The sequence below is a fragment of the Streptomyces sp. SolWspMP-5a-2 genome (assembly GCF_900091845.1).
Lineage (GTDB): Bacteria > Actinomycetota > Actinomycetes > Streptomycetales > Streptomycetaceae > Streptomyces > Streptomyces doudnae.
The window spans coordinates 13,620-31,857 of sequence record NZ_FMCI01000078.1; the positions used below are offsets into that span (position 1 = coordinate 13,620).

An 18,238-nucleotide genomic window follows, 5' to 3' on the forward strand; every position below is an offset into this window, starting at 1 on the left:
CGTACCCGACCTGCTCGGGTACGGCCCTCCACGCGTGCGTGCGGACGCGCCGGGTCAGCGATCCATGATGCGGTCGAACTGCGTGGTGGTGTGCCGCAGATGGGCCACCAGCTCCTCGCCGACCCGCGGCTCGGGCGCGTCCGACGGCACGAACAGGATCGACACCTGCATGTGCGGCGGCTCGGCGAACCAGCGCTGCTTGCCGCCCCAGACGAACGGCGCCAGGTTCCGGTTGACGGTGGCGAGACCGGCCCGCGCGACGCCCTTGGCACGCGGCATGACCCCGTGCAGCGCCTTGGGGGCCTCCAGGCCCACCCCGTGCGAGGTGCCGCCCGCCACGACCACCAGGTAGCCGTCCGAGGCCGCCTTCTGCTGGCGGTAGCCGAAACGGTCCCCCTTGGCGACCCGCGTCACGTCCAGGACCGCGCCGCGGTACTCCGTGGCCTCGTGGTCGCCCAGCCAGAGCCGGGTGCCGATCCGGGCGCGGAACTGCGTCTGCGGGAACTGCTGCCGCAGCCGGGCCAGTTCGTCGGCCTTGAGGTGGCTGACGAACATGGTGTGCAGCGGCAGCCGTGCCGCGCGCAGCCGGTCCATCCAGCCGATGACCTCCTCGACGGCGTCCGAGCCGTCGGTGCGGTCCAGCGGCAGGTGGATGGCGAAGCCCTCCAGCCGGATGTTCTCTATGGCCGAGTGGAGCTGCGCCAGGTCCTGCTCGCTGATCCCGTGCCGCTTCATCGAGGACATCACCTCGATGACCACACGGGCGCCCACCAGGCCGTACACCCCGTCGACCGACGACACCGAGCGGATCACCCGGTCGGGCAGCGGGACGGGCTCCTCGCCGCGCCGGTACGGCGTCAGCACCAGCAGGTCACCGCCGAACCAGTCCTTGATCCGCGCGGCCTCGTACGTCGTCCCCACGGCCAGCACGTCCGAGCCGAGCCGGGTGGCCTCCTCCGCCAGCCGCTCGTGCCCGAAGCCGTAGCCGTTGCCCTTGCAGACCGGGACGAGCCCCGGGAACTGCTCCTGCACGTGCTTGTGGTGCGCACGCCAGCGCGCGGTGTCGACGTAGAGCGTGAGCGCCATGGCCGGCCCTGGGACCTTTCTCGTGGGAGCGGTGTGTCAGAGGTATCGAATCACTGAACGTGACGTCAGCGGCGCGACATGTAGATGTCGAGCGCCTTGTGGAGCAGCTTGTTGAGCGGGAAGTCCCACTCGCCGAGGTACTCCGCGGCCTGGCCGCCGGTGCCCACCTTGAACTGGATCAGGCCGAAGAGGTGGTCGGTCTCGTCCAGCGAGTCGGAGATGCCGCGCAGGTCGTAGGCGGTCGCGCCGAGCGCGTAGGCGTCGCGCAGCATCCGCCACTGCATCGCGTTCGACGGCCGGAACTCGCGGCCGATGTTGTCGGAGGCGCCGTAGGAGTACCAGACGTGTCCGCCGACGATCAGCATCGTCGCCGCCGACAGGTTCACCCCGTTGTGGCGGGCGAAGTACAGCCGCATCCGGTTGGGGTCCTCGGTGTTGAGGGCCGTCCACATGCGCTGGAAGTACGAGAGCGGGCGGGGCCTGAAGTGGTCGCGCACGGCCGTGATCTCGTACAGCCGCTGCCACTCCTCCAGGTCCTGGTAACCGCCCTGGACGACCTCGACGCCGGCCTTCTCGGCCTTCTTGATGTTGCGCCGCCACAGCTGGTTGAAGTTCTTGTGGACCTCTTCGAGCGAGCGGTTGGCCAGCGGCACCTGGAAGACGTAGCGGGGCTGCACGTCGCCGAAGCCTGCCCCGCCGTCCTCGCCCTGCTGCCAGCCCATCCGGCGCAGCTTGTCGGAGACCTCGAAGGCGCGCGGCTCGATGAAGTCGGCCTCGATGTCCCGCAGCCGCTTCACGTCCGGGTTCTGGATGCCCTGCTTGATGGAGGTCGCGTCCCAGCGCCGGATGATCACCGGCGGGCCCATCTTCACCGAGAAGGCGCCCTGGTGCTTGAGGTGGGCGAGCATCGGCTCCAGCCACTCGGTCAGGTTCGGCGCGAACCAGTTGATGACCGGGCCCTCGGGCAGGTAGGCGAGGTAGCGCTTGATCTTGGGGAGCTGACGGTAGAGGACGAGGCCCGCGCCGACCAGCTCGCCGCTGCGTTCGTCGAACCAGCCGAGGCTCTCCGCGCGCCACTCCGCCTTGACATCGGCCCAGGCGGGAACCTGCATGTGGCTCGCCGAGGGCAGGCTCTGGATGTACGCCAGATGCTGCTCGCGGCTGATCGTCCTCAGGGTCAGGCTCATTCGGGGCGCTCCTCGGGCTGGGGTGTCCCCATGGGTACAGGGGCTCCGGCTCTCGCGCCGAAGCCTACTGCGCCGTGCGAGCGCCCCGGATGTGCGTACGGAAGCCACGCCCCGCCCTGTGCGCGGCGGAGGCTTTCTCTCCCGCTTTGTGTGGTTTTCCGGAGCACCGGCGGACGGGACCGGACGCGGGGTGTCGGGTCGCGGGCCCCGCTCGTGGTCCGCCCGCCGGTGCCGCCGTCCGGAGCGGCTAGCCGATGATCCCGCCGAAGAGACCGCCGTGGGCCATGCCCAGGAAGAAGCCGACCGCCGAGGCGCCGAGACCCAGGATGAGTCCGAACCGCTCGCGCGTCGTCACCGAGATCCACTGGCCGTACGCCCCGGTGATGATGCCCACCAGGCCGGCCCAGGAGCTGACCAGGTGCAGGCTGTGGAACATCGCCGTGACGACGGCCGTGATGCCGAGCACCAGCGTCACCGCGAGCAGCGTGTCCTGGAGGGGATGGGACTTTCCGTCCGTGGCGAAGAGTCCGCCGACGGTGTTGGGTCGCAATGCCTGTGCCATGAGGCACCTCCTGCGGAAGACGGCGCACCGTAGCGCCATACACACCCGATGCGTACAAGTTGACTGCCCGAGGGGCCGGATTTCAACCGGAAGCCGCCGTGCGGGTAGTGTGTACCGTCTGCACCGGTGTCTGCCCAGGCAGCGCCCAGGATCCGTCCGGGGCGTCCCGGGGACGTCGCTCGTCGACCCCCGCTGTCAGTGGCGGCGGATACCGTTGCGCACGCATCACAACCCTCCTGCCACGGAACGACCGTGGCCGCTGAGTCCGAAGGAGGTGGGTTCCACATGCGTCACTACGAGGTGATGGTCATCCTCGACCCCGATCTCGAGGAGCGCTCTGTCTCCCCGCTGATCGAGAACTTCCTCTCCGTCGTCCGTGAGGGCAACGGAAAGGTCGAGAAGGTCGACACCTGGGGCCGTCGTCGTCTCTCGTACGAGATCAAGAAGAAGCCCGAGGGCATCTACTCGGTCATCGACCTGCAGGCCGAGCCTGCGGTCGTCAAGGAGCTCGACCGCCAGATGAACCTGAACGAGTCGGTCCTCCGGACCAAGGTCCTCCGCCCCGAGATGCACTGAGCCTCCGGCTCAGTTGATCCCGGGATTCGAGTAGCAGCACCAGCAGCCCAGCAGCAAACCCGCCGAGAGGTTCACCCATGGCAGGCGAGACCGTCATCACGGTCGTCGGCAATCTTGTCGACGACCCCGAGCTGCGCTTCACCCCTTCCGGTGCGGCCGTCGCGAAGTTCCGTGTCGCGTCCACGCCCCGGACCTTCGACCGTCAGACCAACGAGTGGAAGGACGGCGAGAGCCTGTTCCTGACCTGCTCGGTCTGGCGCCAGGCGGCCGAGAACGTCGCCGAGTCGCTCCAGCGAGGCATGCGCGTCATCGTGCAGGGCCGGCTGAAGCAGCGGTCCTACGAGGACCGTGAGGGCGTCAAGCGCACGGTCTACGAGCTGGACGTCGAGGAAGTCGGCGCCAGCCTCCGCAGTGCCACCGCCAAGGTCACCAAGACCACCGGTGGCGGTCGCGGCGGCCAGGGCGGTTACGGCGGCGGCAACGGTGGCGGCGGCGGCCAGGGTGGCGGCGGCTGGGGTGGGAACCCCGGCGGCGGCCAGCAGGGCGGCGGCGCTCCCGCCGACGACCCGTGGGCGACCGGCGGTGCCCCCGCCGGTGGCAACCAGGGCGGCGGCGGTGGCGGTGGCTGGGGTGGAAACTCCGGCGGCGGCAGCGGCGGCGGCTACTCGGACGAGCCCCCCTTCTAGGGCTCGCGTCCCCACTTCTTGATCACACAGGAGAAACACCATGGCGAAGCCGCCTGTGCGCAAGCCTAAGAAGAAGGTCTGCGCTTTCTGCAAGGACAAGGTCACGTACGTGGACTACAAGGACACGAACATGCTGCGGAAGTTCATTTCCGACCGCGGCAAGATCCGTGCCCGCCGCGTGACCGGCAACTGCACGCAGCACCAGCGTGACGTCGCCACGGCCGTCAAGAACAGCCGTGAGATGGCGCTGCTGCCCTACACCTCCACCGCGCGATAAGGGAAGGGTGACCGACTCATGAAGATCATCCTGACCCACGAGGTCTCCGGCCTCGGTGCCGCGGGCGACGTCGTCGACGTCAAGGACGGTTACGCTCGCAACTACCTGATCCCGCGGAAGTTCGCTATCCGCTGGACCAAGGGTGGCGAGAAGGACGTCGAGCAGATCCGTCGCGCTCGCAAGATCCACGAGATCCAGACCATCGAGCAGGCCAACTCCATCAAGGCCCAGCTCGAAGGTGTGAAGGTCCGTCTGGCCGTCCGCTCCGGCGACGCCGGTCGTCTCTTCGGTTCCGTCACCCCGGCCGACGTCGCTTCGGCGATCAAGGCTGCCGGTGGCCCCGAGGTCGACAAGCGCCGCATCGAGCTGGGCTCGCCGATCAAGACGCTGGGCGGGCACGAGACGTCCGTGCGTCTGCACCCCGAGGTGGCCGCCAAGGTCACCATCGAGGTCATCGCGGCCTGATCGTCGCGCTCGGCTCGAACAGCTGAGAGAAGGGCCGTACCCAGCCGGGTGCGGCCCTTCGTCGTGCCCTTCCCCGAGCGGTGGTCCGCGACGAGGGCGGGGCGCGTGCCGTACGGGCGCTCTAGGGGGCGATGTTTCACGTGAAACGTCGGCTGTGCCGGGGAGGTGCCGAGACGGTGGGAGTGCCTGTTTCACGTGAAACAGTGCCGGTGTCCGCTTCTGGGCCGGGGTCCGGACTCTCCCCGTGTCGGGTTTCCCGTCCCGCCGCAGCTCAGCGGGTCGCGCCGGTCACGATCCACCGTCCGGAGCGGGTGCGCAGCCAGAGGGTCACCAGGCGCACGGTCATCATCAGCGTCATGGCCGCCCAGAGCGCGGTGAGGCCGCCGTCGAACGCCGGGACCAGCAGCGCGACGGGGGTGAAGGCGGCCAGCGTGAGCAGCATGGCCCAGGCGAGGTACGGGCCGTCACCCGCGCCCATCAGGACGCCGTCCAGGACGTAGACGATGCCGCAGATCGGCTGGGCGAGCGCGACGATCACGAGCGCGGGGAGCGCGGCGTCCTTCACCACCTGGTCGCCGGTGAACATCGCGAGGAAGGCCGGTCGGGTCGCCACCACGAGCAGTCCGAGCACGCATCCGACCGCGATGCCCCACTGGACCATGCGGCGGCAGGCGGCGCGGGCGCCCGCGGGGTCGTCGGCGCCGAGGTAACGCCCGATGATGGCCTGCCCGGCGATGGCGATGGCGTCGAGGGCGAAGGCCAGCAGGCTCCACAGGGACAGGATGATCTGGTGGGCCGCGATGTCGGCATCGCCCAGCCGGGCGGCGATGGCGGTGGCGATCATCAGGACCGCGCGCAGCGAGAGGGTGCGGACCAACAGGGGCACGCCCGCCTGGGCGGAGTTGCGTATCCCGGCCGGGTCGGGGCGGAGCGAGGCACCGTGCCGACGGGCGCCCCTGACCACCACGACGAGGTAGACGGCGGCCATGGCGCACTGGGCGATGACGGTGCCCCACGCGGAACCGGCGATGCCGAGACCGGCGCCGTAGACGAGGAGCACGTTGAGGAGGCCGTTGGCGACGAAGCCCGCTCCGGCGACGTACAGCGGGGTCCTGGTGTTCTGGAGGCCGCGCAGCACACCGGTCGCGGCGAGCACGACGAGCATCGCCGGGATGCCGAGGACCGAGATGCGCAGATAGGTGATCGCGAAGGGCGCGGCGGTGTCGGAGGCGCCGAAGAGCCGCACCAGCGACGGTGCCGAGGGCAGGGCGACGGCGATCACGGCGGCGCCGAGCAGGAGCGCCAGCCAGATGCCGTCCATGCCCTGGCGGATGGCGGCCGGGAGGTCACCGGCTCCGACCCGGCGGGCCACGGCGGCCGTGGTGGCGTAGGCGAGGAAGACGAACACGCTGACCGCGGTGGTGAGCAGGGCCGAGGCGACCCCCAGTCCGGCCAGCTGGGCGGTGCCGAGATGGCCGACGATGGCACTGTCGGCCATCACGAACAGGGGCTCGGCGACGAGCGCGCCGAAGGCCGGCACGGCGAGGGCGACGATCTCGCGATCGTGCAGCCGTCGGGCCGCCTTCGGTGTCTCGGGAGCCTGGGTCATGGGCAGCAATGTAATCATCCACAGGTAAGCGATGCAAGTCGCCTTAGACCCTTACACGGGTCCGCATCGGGCACACTTTCGCGCGGCGTTCGAAGTGATCTCGGCCCGCTGGGGAAAGTTTTTCTCCTGCACAGCCGGTGGACGGCGAAGGTGCTGGTCACAGGGGTGGGACGGAGAACAAAGCGAGCTTGTTCACAGGGCTGTCCACCGGGTCGTGCACAGGTTTCGCCGGGTTCTCCACAGCATCGGGGCCGTCGTCCACATGGCCTGTGGATAACCAGATTGGCTGACGGTGCCCGCGGGCCTAACGTGGTCCGGCGCACGCTCCTTTCGCCGACCGGGAAACCGTCACAAAACCGACGCGCCCGAAGCGGAGTTGGGCCTCTTGTTTGTCGGTGCCGTGCCGTAGAAATGTGGACAGGCCCTAGGTCCGCTCGGCGGACGGGAGGAGGTGGCTCGGTGAGCATTTCCGAGCCCTTGGACGACCCCTGGGCCGACAGCGGTCCGAGCGATCGTCTGCCCGCTTCCCGGCGTCGCGGCGAGGGCGGCGGCCGCAACCGTGACGACCAGCACGAGCGCGGCCGGGAGAACGGCGAGTGGGAGAGCGGCGGCACCGCCTTCGAGCGGGTGCCACCCCAGGACCTCGACGCCGAGCAGTCCGTGCTCGGCGGCATGCTCCTGTCCAAGGACGCCATCGCCGACGTCGTCGAGGTCCTCAAGGGCCACGACTTCTACAAACCGGCGCACGAGACGATCTTCCAGGCGATCCTCGACATCTACGCCAAGGGCGAGCCCGCCGACCCCATCACCATCGCCGCGGAACTCACCAAGCGCGGCGAGATCAACAAGGTCGGCGGGGCGTCGTACCTGCACACCCTCGTCCAGACGGTGCCGACGGCGGCCAACGCCGAGTACTACGCCGAGATCGTCCACGAACGCGCGGTCCTGCGCCGCCTGGTGGAGGCCGGCACCCGCATCACCCAGATGGGATACGCGGGCGACGACGACGTCGACGAGATCGTCAACCGGGCCCAGGCCGAGATCTACGCGGTCACCGAGCAGCGCACCAGCGAGGACTACCTCCCGCTCGGCGACATCATGGAGGGCGCGCTCGACGAGATCGAGGCGATCGGCTCGCGCAGCGGCGAGATGACGGGCGTGCCGACCGGCTTCACCGACCTCGACTCCCTCACCAACGGCCTGCACCCGGGCCAGATGATCGTCATCGCGGCCCGCCCCGCGATGGGCAAGTCGACGCTCGCGCTGGACTTCGCCCGAGCCGCGTCGATCAAGAACAACCTGCCCAGCGTCATCTTCTCCCTCGAAATGGGCCGCAACGAGATCGCGATGCGTCTGCTGTCCGCCGAGGCGCGGGTCGCGCTGCACCACATGCGCTCCGGCACCATGACGGACGAGGACTGGACCCGGCTGGCCCGCAGGATGCCCGAGGTGTCCTCCGCGCCGCTGTACATCGACGACTCCCCGAACCTGTCGATGATGGAGATCCGCGCCAAGTGCCGCCGTCTGAAGCAGCGCAACGACATCAAGCTCGTGATCATCGACTACCTCCAGCTGATGCAGGCCGGTGGCTCCAAGCGGTCCGAGAGCCGCCAGCAGGAGGTCTCGGACATGTCCCGGAACCTGAAGCTCCTCGCCAAGGAGCTTGAGGTCCCGGTGATCGCGCTCTCGCAGCTGAACCGAGGACCCGAACAGCGCACCGACAAGAAGCCGATGGTCTCCGACCTGCGTGAGTCCGGCTCCATCGAGCAGGACGCCGACATGGTGATCCTGCTGCACCGCGAGGACGCCTACGAGAAGGAGTCGCCGCGCGCGGGCGAGGCCGACATCATCGTCGGCAAGCACCGTAACGGCCCGACGGCGACGATCACGGTGGCGTTCCAGGGCCACTACTCACGCTTCGTGGACATGGCGCAGACCTGACAGCCGCGGACACGCGTCCCCGGCCGGTTCGACTCCCGGGCCGTCCGCGCGGTGGACTGGGCCCATGACGACACCTCATCAGGACGAGTGCCCGGACGCGTTGCTGCCCGGCACCCGTCGCGCGCTGCTGCACCGGATCGCCGTGAGCCAGGCCGAGGGGCGGGCGCCGTCGCTGGTCGCCGCGGTCGTGCGGGACGGGCGGACGGTGTGGCAGGGGGCCAGGGCGGGCCTGCCCGGGACCGACCGGGGCGAACGGATCCAGTACCGGATCGGCTCCCTCACGAAGACCTTCACCGCCGTCCTGGTGCTGCGGCTGCGCGACGAGGGCCGCCTCGACCTCGCCGACCCGCTGGAGCGGCATCTGCCGGGCACCGGCGTGGGGGAGGCCACCGTCGGCGAACTGCTCGCCCACGCGGGTGGTCTCGCCGCCGAGTCACCCGCGCCCTGGTGGGAGCGGACCCCGGGGTCGCTGCGCCCCGGGCTCGACGACGTCCTGGGCGAGCGGCCGCTGCTCCACCCGGCCGGCCGCCGCTTCCACTACTCCAACCCCGGCTACACGGTGCTCGGCGCGCTCGTCGAGCGGCTGCGCTCCGCCCCCTGGGAGGAGGTACTTCGGCGAGAAGTGCTCGAACCCCTGGGCCTGGACCGCACGAGCGCCCAGCCGCTGGCCCCGCACGCGGACGGGTGGGCCGTGCACCCGTGGGCCGACGTCCTGCTGCCCGAACCCGTCCAGGACCTGGGCCTGATGGCCCCGGCGGGGCAGCTCTGGTCCACCACCGAGGACCTGGCCCGCTTCGCGGTCTTCCTCGTCCACGGCGACGACCGGGTGCTCAGCGAGGCGACCGTGCGCGAGATGCGGACACCGGCGACGCCCGTGGAGGCCGCCGACGTCGCGGACGGCACCTCCTACGGGCTCGGCATGCAGATCCAGCGGCAGGGCGGACGGCTGCTGGTGGGCCACTCCGGATCGCTGCCGGGCTTCCTGGCCAACCTCTCCATCGACGTCGACGGCGGCCTCGCCGCGGTGGTCCTCGCCAACTGCACCTCGGGGCCGCCTCTCTCGACCCTCGGCGCCGATCTCGTCCGCATCGTCGCCGAGGCCGAACCCCGGGTTCCGGCGCCGTGGCGGCCCCTGTCGGAGGTGGACTCCTCGGTGCTGGAGCTGGCGGGCCCCTGGTACTGGGGGACCCACCCCTTCGCGCTGCGCCTCACGGCGGACGGGACGGTGTCGCTGGGACCGCTCACCGGCGGTGGACGCCGCTCGCGCTTCCGCCCGAACGGCGACGGCACCTGGACCGGCCTGGAGGGCTACTACGCCGGAGAGCTCCTGAAGGCCGTACGGCGGCCGGACGGGGCCGTGGACCATCTGGACCTCGGCTCCTTCGTGTTCACGCGTCAGCCGTACGAGGAGGGGGCTTCCGTGCCCGGCGGAGTCGATCCGGACGGGTGGCGGGGGATCGGCTGACCGTCGATACGCGACGAGCGTCCCGTTTCACGTGAAACGAGACGCTCACCGGCGGCCCGGCGATGGTCCGTCGGCCCGTCTCTCAGAGCTGGAGCTTGAACCCCACGTGCGAGGCGGTGAATCCGAGCCGCTCGTAGAAGCGGTGGGCGTCGGTCCGGGAGGCGTCGGAGGTCAGCTGCACCAACTGGCACCCCTGGCGCCGGGACTCGTCCACCGCCCACTCCATGAGCCGGGTCCCCAGACCGCTGCCGCGTTCGTCGGCGTGCACCCGGACGCCCTCGACGACGGAGCGGACGGCGCCCCGCCGCGACAGCCCCGGGATGATCGTGAGCTGGAGCGTGCCGACGGGACGGCCCTCCCGGACGGCAACGACCAGATGCTGGTTCGGGTCGGCCGAGAGGCGCCGAAGGGCTGCCAGGTACGGCTCCAGGTCGTCCGGCGACTCACGGAGCGCCCCGAGGGGGTCGTCGGCGAGCATCGCGACGACGGCGGGTACGTCGTCGGGCGTGGCGGGGCGGATGTCGAGGTCTCCCATGCCGAGCACCCTACGCACCGGGTCCGCGCCTGCGTCCTCGGTCCAGGCCCGCCGCCGCTCCCCGGGCCGCCTCAGCCCGCGGCGACCGTCAGCGGGGCGAACCGGCGGGTCCAGTCGCCGGGCAGTCCGGCGATCCCGTACGTCATCACGGAGTTGAACGCCACGGACGCCAGGCCGCACTCCCTGGCCCAGCCCAGCAGCTCCTCGTGGCGCACGTCGATGTCGGTGCGCAGGGGGCGTTCGGTGCCCTCGGCGAGCGCCACGACCAGCGCCTTGGCCGTCTCGGTGTCCCGGGCGAGCAGCGGGCCGACCACCAGGGTGTCCATGTTGGGCCAGGCGGCCGCGTACCCGATGAGGCGTCCCTTCTCCTCGGCGACCCGCAGCCGGTCGGCGAAGGCGGGCAGCCGGGTGATCAGGTGGGTGCGGTCGACGCCGAACACCTCCTCGTCGAGCCGGAGGATCCGGGGCATGTCCCCGGCGGTGGCCGCGCGCGTGGAGACCTTCGGCGCGGGACCGCGCGGGGCGAGGCGTCCGCGCACCATCTCGGCCCGGCCGGTGACCTCGAAGCCCAGCTCCTCGTAGAGCGGACGGCCGCCCGGGGTCGCGTAGAGGGTCAGCGGGGTGGTGCCCGCCGTCGCCACGACATGGCGCATCAGCAGGCGCCCGACGCCCTGGCGGGCGTGCCGCTCGGCGACCAGCACCATGCCGACGGCGCAGAGGTCCGGGCGCTCCCGGGGGCCGTACTCCGTGAGGACGCAGGCGCCGACGAGGCCGCCGTCGGGGTCGTCGATGCCGTAGCCCTTCCCGGAGGCGAGGAGGAAGCCCCACTTGTGCTCCTCACGCGGCCACCCCCGGTCCTCGGACAAGTCGGCGCAGGCGGTGAGATCCCGGAGCGTCAGACGGCGAATGGAGAGGGTGTTGACGGAAGGAGTCGGCACGCAGGTCAGGCTGTCCGACCGGCACCCGCGCCGTCCACCTCTTTGCGTGGAGACGCGCGAGCTTTTGGCCATGCACGTGCTCCGATGCACAACCGGGCCCGTCCCTGGGGTGTTTCACGTGAAACATGGGCGAACACAGAACGGCCGACTTGGATGGGGAGCACAATCCGCACCGGCCCGATTCATCGGAAAGTCCATGAAGGGGGTTGGGACGTCCGGTAGTTGGGATAACTGCCGTTTCGCGCCGTCATTGTGGAGAGGAGAAACCGAGGCGAAAGGAGCACAGACTTGTGATCGGAGCGGCGACCGGTATGGTCGACTCCGGTTCGACAGGGTGTGGTGTTCGGCGATGCTGCGGTACATGTCACACTCTCGGCTTACCCGACGGTAAGTATCGTCGACGAGGATTGAATGAGGCCGCGTCGGCCAGGGGAACGGAACGGGTAAGGAAAGCCGTCTACGGGGAAAGCGGGCATCTTCCGATCGAGGAAGTGCGCAGACCGACCGAAAGATGTTCGAGGCGAGGCTCACGATGGACGCTCCGACCACCGCGTCGGCCGACAACGGCACTTCCGGCGGCGGAGGCGGCTGGTTCGGCACGCCACCGCAACCCGCGGCGACCCCGAACAGCGCGGGTCCCCCGAGCGATGCCGGCCGGACCCCGCACCCCGCCGAGAGCATAGGCATGTTCGGCGAGCGGCCCCGGGTGCCCTCGCAGCGCTCCCAGGCGGCCCCGCCCGACCCCACACCGCAGGAGCACGCCCCGCCCCCGCCCCCGGCCCAGCAGGCGTCCCCCGACGCGCTCCTCATCCGGCGGACCATGGCGGAGATCGAGCCGGTCGCCGACAAGGTCACCTCGTACTTCTACGCCCTGCTCTTCGTCCGCCACCCCCAGCTCAGGCCGCTCTTCCCGGCCGCCATGGACACCCAGCGCGACCGGCTGCTCAAGGCGCTGCTCACCGCCGCCGAGCACATCGACAACACCGAGGTGCTGGTCGCCTACCTGCAGAACCTCGGCCGCGGCCACCGCAAGTACGGCACCATGCCCGAGCACTACCCGGCCGTCGGCGAGTGCCTGATCGGCGCGCTGAGCAAGTACACCTCGCACGTCTGGGACCAGGCCATGGAGGCGGCCTGGGTCCGGGCCTACACGACGATCTCGCAGGTCATGATCGACGCGGCGGCCGCCGACCAGTTGCGCGCGCCCGCCTGGTGGCACGCCGAGGTGGTCGCGCACGACCGCAGGACGACGGACATCGCCGTCGTCACGGTCCGCCCGGATCAGCCGTACCCGTTCCTCGCCGGGCAGTACGCGAGCGTCGAGACGCCGTGGTGGCCCCGTGTCTGGCGGCACTACTCCTTCGCCTCCGCGCCCCGCTCCGACGGGCTGCTCTCCTTCCACGTGAAGGCGGTCCCGGCGGGCTGGGTCTCCAACGCCCTGGTCCACCGCGCCCGGCTCGGCGACGTCATCCGGCTCGGCCCGCCCGGCGGCGCCATGACCGTGGACCACACCAGCGACAGCGGACTGCTCTGCCTGGGCGGCGGCACCGGCATAGCGCCGATCAAGGCCCTGGTCGAGGACGTCGCCGAGCACGGCGAGCGGCGGCCGATGGAGGTCTTCTACGGCGCGAGGACCGACGTCGACCTGTACGACATCAACACCATGCTCCGGCTCCAGCAGGTCCACTCCTGGCTCTCGGTCCGCGCGATCATCGACCAGCAGGGCCACATCGGACTCCCCGACGCGGTCCGCGAGTTCGGCCCCTGGAACGGCTACGACGCCTATCTCTCCGGTCCGCCCGGCATGATCCGCAGCGGTGTCCACGTCCTGCGCAACGCCGGATTCCCGCAGGAGCGCATACGCCACGACGAGGTCGAGGAACTCCTGACCGTCGACAGCTGATCCGCCCCGGCTCAGCCCAGATCGCGGGCGTGCAGGGCCCGGACGCCCTCGATGTTCCCGTCCAGGTAGTGCCGCAGCGACAGCGGCACCAGGTGGACGGAGGCGATGCCGACGCGGGTGAAGGGCACCCGGACGATCTCGTACTCCCCGGCCGGTTCGTCCACCTCGGGGCCGTGGCGCTGCGAGGTGTCCATGGACTCCAGGCGGCAGACGAAGAAGTGCTGCACCTTCACCCCGGTCGTCCCGGCGTCGGCGCCGATGTGCTCGACGGTGTCGACGAAGCAGGGGACCACGTCGAGGATCTTCGCGCCGAGTTCCTCGTGCACCTCGCGGTGCAGGGCGTCGACGACGGTCGTGTCCTCGGGCTCGACCCCGCCACCGGGGGTCACCCAGTAGGGATCGACGCCCGGCTTGGTGCGCTTGATCAGGATCAGGTCGTCGCCGTCCAGCAGGACGGCGCGTGCGGTGCGCTTGACCACGGGTCGGACGGTCATGGGAGAAATGTGGCCCCGCTGGTTCCACGTGAAACATCGCGCGACGTCATCGGCCGAACCCCGACCGTCGCCGGAGCCGGGAGACCCGCAGGTCAGCTCCAGTCCGCCGCGGCCCGCAGCAACCAGTCGTGCGCCCGCGCGATGTGCGGGAGGGCCAGCGTGCCGGAGCGGACCACCAGGAAGTACGTGCGCAGGGGCGGCACCACCGGCTCGTGCAGCGCCACCACCTCGCCGCGCTCCAGGGCGGACGCGCACAGATACCGCGGCAGCACCGCCAGCCCGGCGCCCGCGACCGCGCAGGCGAGGACCGCGCGCAGGTCCGGCACGATCACGGTGCCCGGGGCGGTCGGGCGGCAGTCGAAGACGGAGGCCCAGTAGCGCGAGACGAAGGGCAGGGTCTCGTGCACCTCGATCACCGGCACGCCCGCCAGCTCCGGCGCCCCCGGACGGCGGCCGTCGCCCGCGTCGGACGGCTCCGCGTGCCGGGGGGCGGCGACCAGGACGTGCTCCTCGTCGCAGAGCGGGGTCGCCGTGAACAGGAGGCCCCGCGGCCGGGCCGTTCCGATGGCCAGATCATGGTGCCCGGCCGCCAGACCCGCCACCGTCTCCTCGGCGGTCCCGAAGGAGGCGCGGAGCGCGAAGCCCCGGCCGTCCTCGCCGGTCAGCTCGGTGAGCGCGGGAAGCGCCCGCTCCGCGATGAACTCCGGCGGCCCCGCGAGATGCAGCGTGCGCACCGCGGAGTCGTCGTCGAGGCCGGTCTCGGTGATCTCCACCAGTGCGTCGAGATGCGGGGCGGCCTTGTGCGCCAGCTCGTCCCCGATGGTCGTGGGCGTCACGCCGCGCGGCTGGCGCAGGAACAGCGGGCGCCCCAACTGCCGTTCCAGCGTTCTTATCTGGGAGGTCACGGCGGGCTGGGAGAGGCCGAGCAGTGCGGCGGCGCGGGTGAAGGAGCCGGCCCGGTGCACGGTCACGAACGTGCGCAGCAGGGCCAGATCCATGGTGCGCCTTCCCTTTCCCCGCCCGTCCTCCAGCCGTTGGGCAGGGGCCAACTATAAATAAGTCGATAGGTCTCTGTCGCTACTGTGATTGGACACTGACAGAGAGTCAACTAGCCTCGTACGCACGGTTCTTCGCGCGCGGGACCGAGGACGGTCCGAGCCACGAGGGGGGAGGTTCGGACCGTCCGCCATCATTCCGGGGTCCCGGGCGACAGGGGCGTAAACCGGTCATCGTGCGGAGGCGTCCAGCGCGCGGAGCAGATCCGCCACCAGGTCCTCCGGATCCTCGGCGCCGACCGACAGCCTGACGAAGCCCTCCGGCACCGCGTCCCCGCCCCAGCGCCCGCGCCGCTCCGCCGAGGAGCGCACCCCGCCGAAGCTGGTCGCGTCGTCCACCAGCCTCAGGGCGTCGAGGAACGCGTCGGCACGCGCGCGCGAGGGCAGCGTGAACGACACCACGCACCCGTAGCGCCGCATCTGCCGCGAGGCGACCTCGTGCGACGGGTCCTCGGGCAGCCCCGGGTAGCGCAGCCCGGTCACCTCGGGCCGCTCCCGCAGCGCGCGGGCGACCAGCAGGGCGGTCGCGCACTGCCGGTCCACGCGGAGCTGGAGCGTGGCGATCGAGCGGTGGGCGAGCCAGGCCTCCATCGGCCCCGGGATCGCGCCGACGATCTTGCGCCAGCGGCGGACCGCGGTCATGGCCCCGGCGTCGCCGCCGACGACGTACCCGAGGAGCACGTCACCGTGCCCGGTGAGCTGCTTGGTGCCGCTGGCCACCGCGAAGTCGGCGCCCAGCTCCAGCGGACGCTGCCCGAGCGGCGTCGCCAGCGTGTTGTCGACGGCGACCAGGACGTCGCGCGCGTGCGCCGCCTCGACCAGCCGGCGGATGTCGCAGACGTCGAGCCCGGGGTTGGACGGCGACTCGATCCACAGCAGCTTCGCGCCGTCCAGGGCGTCGAGCTGGGCGTCACCGCCGGTCGGCGCGGTGCGCACCAGGACGCCGTACGCCTCCAGCTGGGCCCGCACCAGGGGCAGCACCTGGTAGCCGTCGTCGGGCAGGACCACGGTGTCGCCCGCTCGCAGCTGCGAGAAGAGGACCGCCGAGATGGCGGCCATGCCCGAGGCGAAGACGAGGGTCTCGGCGTCGTCCCGGCCGGGCGCCTCCAGCTCGCCGATGGCGCGCTCCAGGAGCGTCCACGTCGGGTTGTCGTCCCGGCCGTAGGCGTACCCCCCGGTCGGCTCCCCCGGCAGATGGAAGTGGGCGGCGAAGACCGGGCCCGGCAGGGTCGGCTCGTGCTTGACCGGGTCGGGCAGCCCCGCCCGCACCGCGCGCGTGCCGTCGCCCGCGCCGTCGTCCACCGGGATGTCTCTGGCGGAATCGTTCATACCGCTCGTCCTTCCACTCGCTCGCGTACCGCGGCGAGCAGACCGTCGCTCGCCGCCTCCACCATCTCAAGGCACTCCTCGAAGCCGTCTCGGCCCCCGTAGTAGGGGTCAGGGACGTCGAGGTCGGCGCCTGCCGCCGGGTCGTAGGAGCGCAGCAGCCGCACCTTGGCCGCGTCCCGCTCGGTCGGCGCGAGACGGCGCAGGGAGTCGAGGTGGCCCGCGTCGAGGGCGATGACGAGGTCGAGGCGGTCGAACCAGGAGCGGTCGAACCTGCGCGCGGTGTGCTCGGTCCCGTAGCCGTGCTCCGCCAGGACGGAGACGGTGCGCGGGTCGGCGCCGTCGCCCTCGTGCCAGCCGCCGGTCCCCGCGCTGTCGACCTCGACGCGGTCGGCGAGACCGGCCTCGGCGGTCCTGGCCCGGAAGACGGACTCGGCCATCGGGGAGCGGCAGATGTTGCCCGTGCAGACGAAACAGACGCGATAGGTCATCGGGCGCTCAGTCCCCGTCGGGCAGAACGACGTTCAGCGCCCATGAGACGACAGAGATGATCAGGCCGCCCAGGACCGCCGTCCAGAAACCGTCGACATGGAAGCTCAGGTCCAGCTTGTCGGCCAGCCACGAGGTGAGCAGCAGCATCAGCGCGTTGACCACCAGGGTGATCAGCCCGAGCGTCAGGATGAACAGGGGGAACGTCAGAACCTTCACAATGGGCTTGACCAGGAAGTTCACCAGGCCGAACAGCAGCGCGACGACGATCAGCGTGCCGATCTTCCGGCCGGTGCTGTCGCCGGTCAGGGTGATCTTGTCGAGGAGCCAGACGGCGACCGCCAGGGCACCCGCGTTGGCGATCGTCTTGACTAGGAAATTCTTCATGTGTCTGATCGTTGCAGACGGGGTCGGGCACGAGAATCGGGACGAGGGCTGCGGGACGATGAAGGCTTTCCGGCTGGACGAACTGGACGCGGAGCGCGCCGCCAACGACGGCGCCTACCTGCAGTTCCTGCGCGAGCGGAACATGTCGGTCGGCCTCTACGCGCTCGACGCCGGGAGCCAGGACCCCCAGCGGCCGCACCAGCAGGACGAGGTCTACTTCGTGGTCAGCGGCCGGGCCGCGATCACCGTCGGCACGGAGACCACCCAGGTCGCCCGCGGCAGCGTCGTCTACGTCCCGGCCGGGGTCGCGCACAAGTTCCATCACATCAGCGAGGATCTGCGGGTTCTCGTGGTGTTCTCTCCCCCGGAGAGCTGAGACGCGACCCCCGGATTCCCTAGGGGATCAGTCAGGGGAGGACAAGGGGCACAGGGTCCCCGCCGGGGTCCGGCCGGTTCTAGCATCGGACGCAGGACATCGAAGCGACCCGGTGCGAGAACGGGCGGAGAGGTAAGGACGAGCAATGGGTGAGATCTTCGCGGGACTTCCCTGGTGGGTGAAGTGGGTCGCGGTGCCCGTCATCGCGCTGGTCGTGTTCGGCAGCCTGATCGTGAGCGTCCTCGGCTTCTTCATCTGGGTGCTCTTCAAGGTGCTGGTGTTCGTGGCGCTGGTCGCCGGACTGATCTACGTGGTGCGGAAGTTCATGTCCAGCTCGTCGTCCCGCAGCGACTGGTGAGCGCCGCGGGAGGCCGGTGACCGGTAAGGGGAATCACCGGTTCCCTCGCGCGAGGGAAGTTTCCGCGACGGGTGGTCCGCGGGCGGTGACGGGCGGTTAGAGTCCGGAAATCGACGCGGGGACCACCCCGCGAGGGGCGTGCCCCTCCCGTGTCGCTCCACACGGGCCGTCCCCGCGCGCATCGGGAGTGACCCTTGCCGACGGCAGACACCGCATCCACCGAACCCCACGCACCGTCCGGCGCCGCCCCGCGCCGTCCGGTCGTCCCGGTGGCGGCCCGCCCGGCCAGACCCCCGGAACAGCCGGGCCCCTTGACCCCGGAGCGCTCGACGCCGACGTCGCCCCTGACGCCGACGTCGCCCATGACGCCGACGTCGCCGATGGCGACCGCGCGTACGACGACCCCGTCGGACCGGTTGCCCTGGGGGAGCCCCCCGGCCGCGTCCACGGCGCGGACGTCGCAGCCACCGTCCCCGGCGGATCCGGTCACCCGGCCGGTGCCCCGCACCACCCCGGCGACGGG

The 18,238-nt window shown here is 70.9% G+C and carries 20 protein-coding genes; 9 read left to right on the forward strand and 11 right to left on the reverse strand.

Annotation, left to right across the window (positions count from 1 at the left end; all coding sequences use genetic code 11):
- Positions 1–54 precede the first annotated feature (54 nt).
- The 3 genes from GA0115242_RS07035 to GA0115242_RS07045 all read right to left on the reverse strand — a co-directional run bounded on the left by GA0115242_RS07035 (position 55) and on the right by GA0115242_RS07045 (position 2,835).
- Complete coding sequence (locus tag GA0115242_RS07035; RefSeq protein WP_093825635.1) at positions 55–1,086, reverse strand: alanine racemase; 1,032 nt, start codon at positions 1,084–1,086, stop codon at positions 55–57.
- Positions 1,087–1,151: 65 nt separating this feature from the next.
- Complete coding sequence (gene femX, locus GA0115242_RS07040; protein ID WP_093825637.1) at positions 1,152–2,273, reverse strand: peptidoglycan bridge formation glycyltransferase FemX; 1,122 nt, start codon at positions 2,271–2,273, stop codon at positions 1,152–1,154.
- 247 nt (positions 2,274–2,520) lie between these two features.
- The gene (locus GA0115242_RS07045; protein WP_093825639.1) at positions 2,521–2,835 is read right to left on the reverse strand and encodes a hypothetical protein; all 315 of its coding nucleotides are present in this window, start codon (positions 2,833–2,835) and stop codon (positions 2,521–2,523) included.
- A 285-nt stretch (positions 2,836–3,120) separates the two neighbouring features.
- On the opposite strand from GA0115242_RS07045, the gene rpsF reads away from it, so the two are divergent.
- From rpsF to rplI, 4 genes are all read left to right on the forward strand, one after another.
- Positions 3,121–3,411 carry a 30S ribosomal protein S6 gene (rpsF, locus tag GA0115242_RS07050; protein WP_093825641.1) on the forward strand — a complete coding sequence of 97 codons (291 nt, stop codon included), beginning with the start codon at positions 3,121–3,123 and terminating at the stop codon, positions 3,409–3,411.
- A 77-nt stretch (positions 3,412–3,488) separates the two neighbouring features.
- Positions 3,489–4,097 (forward strand): single-stranded DNA-binding protein, encoded by a 609-nt coding sequence (locus tag GA0115242_RS07055; protein WP_093825643.1) that lies wholly within the window; start codon positions 3,489–3,491, stop codon positions 4,095–4,097.
- Positions 4,098–4,137: 40 nt separating this feature from the next.
- Positions 4,138–4,374, forward strand: coding sequence for a 30S ribosomal protein S18 (gene rpsR / locus GA0115242_RS07060; protein WP_003949403.1), 237 nt, complete (start codon positions 4,138–4,140; stop codon positions 4,372–4,374).
- 18 nt (positions 4,375–4,392) lie between these two features.
- Positions 4,393–4,839 (forward strand): 50S ribosomal protein L9, encoded by a 447-nt coding sequence (rplI, locus tag GA0115242_RS07065; RefSeq protein ID WP_093825645.1) that lies wholly within the window; start codon positions 4,393–4,395, stop codon positions 4,837–4,839.
- 271 nt (positions 4,840–5,110) lie between these two features.
- Here rplI and GA0115242_RS07070 read toward each other — a convergent pair whose 3' ends face one another.
- Entirely contained in the window at positions 5,111–6,448 is a 1,338-nt protein-coding gene (locus tag GA0115242_RS07070) for an MATE family efflux transporter (protein ID WP_093825646.1), read from the reverse strand.
- A 459-nt stretch (positions 6,449–6,907) separates the two neighbouring features.
- Here GA0115242_RS07070 and dnaB point away from each other — a divergent pair, with 459 nt between their 5' ends.
- Positions 6,908–8,389, forward strand: coding sequence for a replicative DNA helicase (gene dnaB, locus GA0115242_RS07075; RefSeq protein WP_093825648.1), 1,482 nt, complete (start codon positions 6,908–6,910; stop codon positions 8,387–8,389).
- Positions 8,390–8,453: 64 nt separating this feature from the next.
- A complete protein-coding gene (locus tag GA0115242_RS07080) occupies positions 8,454–9,854 on the forward strand; it encodes a serine hydrolase domain-containing protein (RefSeq protein ID WP_093825650.1) in 1,401 nt (466 codons plus the stop codon).
- Between the two features lie 82 nt (positions 9,855–9,936).
- On the opposite strand, the gene GA0115242_RS07085 is transcribed toward GA0115242_RS07080, so the two are convergent.
- Together GA0115242_RS07085 and GA0115242_RS07090 are read right to left on the reverse strand one after the other, a co-directional pair.
- Complete coding sequence (locus GA0115242_RS07085) at positions 9,937–10,389, reverse strand: GNAT family N-acetyltransferase (protein ID WP_093825670.1); 453 nt, start codon at positions 10,387–10,389, stop codon at positions 9,937–9,939.
- Between the two features lie 71 nt (positions 10,390–10,460).
- Positions 10,461–11,327 (reverse strand): GNAT family N-acetyltransferase, encoded by an 867-nt coding sequence (locus tag GA0115242_RS07090; protein ID WP_093825652.1) that lies wholly within the window; start codon positions 11,325–11,327, stop codon positions 10,461–10,463.
- A gap of 511 nt (positions 11,328–11,838) precedes the next feature.
- Here GA0115242_RS07090 and GA0115242_RS07095 point away from each other — a divergent pair.
- Entirely contained in the window at positions 11,839–13,230 is a 1,392-nt protein-coding gene (locus GA0115242_RS07095) for a globin domain-containing protein (protein ID WP_093825655.1), read from the forward strand.
- 11 nt (positions 13,231–13,241) lie between these two features.
- Here GA0115242_RS07095 and GA0115242_RS07100 read toward each other — a convergent pair whose 3' ends face one another.
- The 5 genes from GA0115242_RS07100 to GA0115242_RS07120 all read right to left on the reverse strand — a co-directional run bounded on the left by GA0115242_RS07100 (position 13,242) and on the right by GA0115242_RS07120 (position 16,981).
- Positions 13,242–13,724: an NUDIX domain-containing protein gene (locus GA0115242_RS07100; protein ID WP_093825657.1), complete on the reverse strand. Its 483-nt coding sequence runs from the start codon at positions 13,722–13,724 to the stop codon at positions 13,242–13,244.
- A gap of 92 nt (positions 13,725–13,816) precedes the next feature.
- Entirely contained in the window at positions 13,817–14,722 is a 906-nt protein-coding gene (locus GA0115242_RS07105; RefSeq protein ID WP_093825659.1) for a LysR family transcriptional regulator, read from the reverse strand.
- A 228-nt stretch (positions 14,723–14,950) separates the two neighbouring features.
- Positions 14,951–16,108 (reverse strand): cystathionine gamma-lyase, encoded by a 1,158-nt coding sequence (locus GA0115242_RS07110; RefSeq protein ID WP_093825661.1) that lies wholly within the window; start codon positions 16,106–16,108, stop codon positions 14,951–14,953.
- Positions 16,105–16,596 (reverse strand): low molecular weight protein-tyrosine-phosphatase, encoded by a 492-nt coding sequence (locus GA0115242_RS07115; RefSeq protein WP_093825663.1) that lies wholly within the window; start codon positions 16,594–16,596, stop codon positions 16,105–16,107. The genes GA0115242_RS07110 and GA0115242_RS07115 overlap by 4 nt, the downstream gene beginning before the upstream one ends.
- A 7-nt stretch (positions 16,597–16,603) precedes the next feature.
- A complete protein-coding gene (locus GA0115242_RS07120) occupies positions 16,604–16,981 on the reverse strand; it encodes a phage holin family protein (protein WP_093825665.1) in 378 nt (125 codons plus the stop codon).
- Positions 16,982–17,039: 58 nt separating this feature from the next.
- On the opposite strand from GA0115242_RS07120, the gene GA0115242_RS07125 reads away from it, so the two are divergent.
- On the forward strand, positions 17,040–17,357 hold the full coding sequence (locus GA0115242_RS07125) for a cupin domain-containing protein (protein WP_093825667.1): 318 nt from the start codon (positions 17,040–17,042) through the stop codon (positions 17,355–17,357).
- Positions 17,358–17,502: 145 nt separating this feature from the next.
- On the forward strand, positions 17,503–17,715 hold the full coding sequence (locus GA0115242_RS07130) for a DUF5326 family protein (protein WP_093825669.1): 213 nt from the start codon (positions 17,503–17,505) through the stop codon (positions 17,713–17,715).
- Positions 17,716–18,238: the final 523 nt, after the last annotated feature.

Excerpts from the sequence above, each read along its gene's own strand:
- GA0115242_RS07035 (WP_093825635.1), bottom strand. The coding sequence starts at position 1,086 with ATGGCGCTCACGCTCTACGTCGACACCGCGCGCTGGCGTGCGCACCAC.
- femX (WP_093825637.1), bottom strand. The coding sequence starts at position 2,273 with ATGAGCCTGACCCTGAGGACGATCAGCCGCGAGCAGCATCTGGCGTAC.
- GA0115242_RS07045 (WP_093825639.1), bottom strand. The coding sequence starts at position 2,835 with ATGGCACAGGCATTGCGACCCAACACCGTCGGCGGACTCTTCGCCACG.
- rpsF (WP_093825641.1), top strand. The coding sequence starts at position 3,121 with ATGCGTCACTACGAGGTGATGGTCATCCTCGACCCCGATCTCGAGGAG.
- GA0115242_RS07055 (WP_093825643.1), top strand. The coding sequence starts at position 3,489 with ATGGCAGGCGAGACCGTCATCACGGTCGTCGGCAATCTTGTCGACGAC.
- rpsR (WP_003949403.1), top strand. The coding sequence starts at position 4,138 with ATGGCGAAGCCGCCTGTGCGCAAGCCTAAGAAGAAGGTCTGCGCTTTC.
- rplI (WP_093825645.1), top strand. The coding sequence starts at position 4,393 with ATGAAGATCATCCTGACCCACGAGGTCTCCGGCCTCGGTGCCGCGGGC.
- GA0115242_RS07070 (WP_093825646.1), bottom strand. The coding sequence starts at position 6,448 with ATGACCCAGGCTCCCGAGACACCGAAGGCGGCCCGACGGCTGCACGAT.
- GA0115242_RS07080 (WP_093825650.1), top strand. The coding sequence starts at position 8,454 with ATGACGACACCTCATCAGGACGAGTGCCCGGACGCGTTGCTGCCCGGC.
- GA0115242_RS07085 (WP_093825670.1), bottom strand. The coding sequence starts at position 10,389 with ATGGGAGACCTCGACATCCGCCCCGCCACGCCCGACGACGTACCCGCC.
- GA0115242_RS07095 (WP_093825655.1), top strand. The coding sequence starts at position 11,839 with ATGTTCGAGGCGAGGCTCACGATGGACGCTCCGACCACCGCGTCGGCC.
- GA0115242_RS07100 (WP_093825657.1), bottom strand. The coding sequence starts at position 13,724 with ATGACCGTCCGACCCGTGGTCAAGCGCACCGCACGCGCCGTCCTGCTG.
- GA0115242_RS07105 (WP_093825659.1), bottom strand. The coding sequence starts at position 14,722 with ATGGATCTGGCCCTGCTGCGCACGTTCGTGACCGTGCACCGGGCCGGC.
- GA0115242_RS07110 (WP_093825661.1), bottom strand. The coding sequence starts at position 16,108 with ATGAACGATTCCGCCAGAGACATCCCGGTGGACGACGGCGCGGGCGAC.
- GA0115242_RS07115 (WP_093825663.1), bottom strand. The coding sequence starts at position 16,596 with ATGACCTATCGCGTCTGTTTCGTCTGCACGGGCAACATCTGCCGCTCC.
- GA0115242_RS07120 (WP_093825665.1), bottom strand. The coding sequence starts at position 16,981 with ATGAAGAATTTCCTAGTCAAGACGATCGCCAACGCGGGTGCCCTGGCG.
- GA0115242_RS07125 (WP_093825667.1), top strand. The coding sequence starts at position 17,040 with ATGAAGGCTTTCCGGCTGGACGAACTGGACGCGGAGCGCGCCGCCAAC.
- GA0115242_RS07130 (WP_093825669.1), top strand. The coding sequence starts at position 17,503 with ATGGGTGAGATCTTCGCGGGACTTCCCTGGTGGGTGAAGTGGGTCGCG.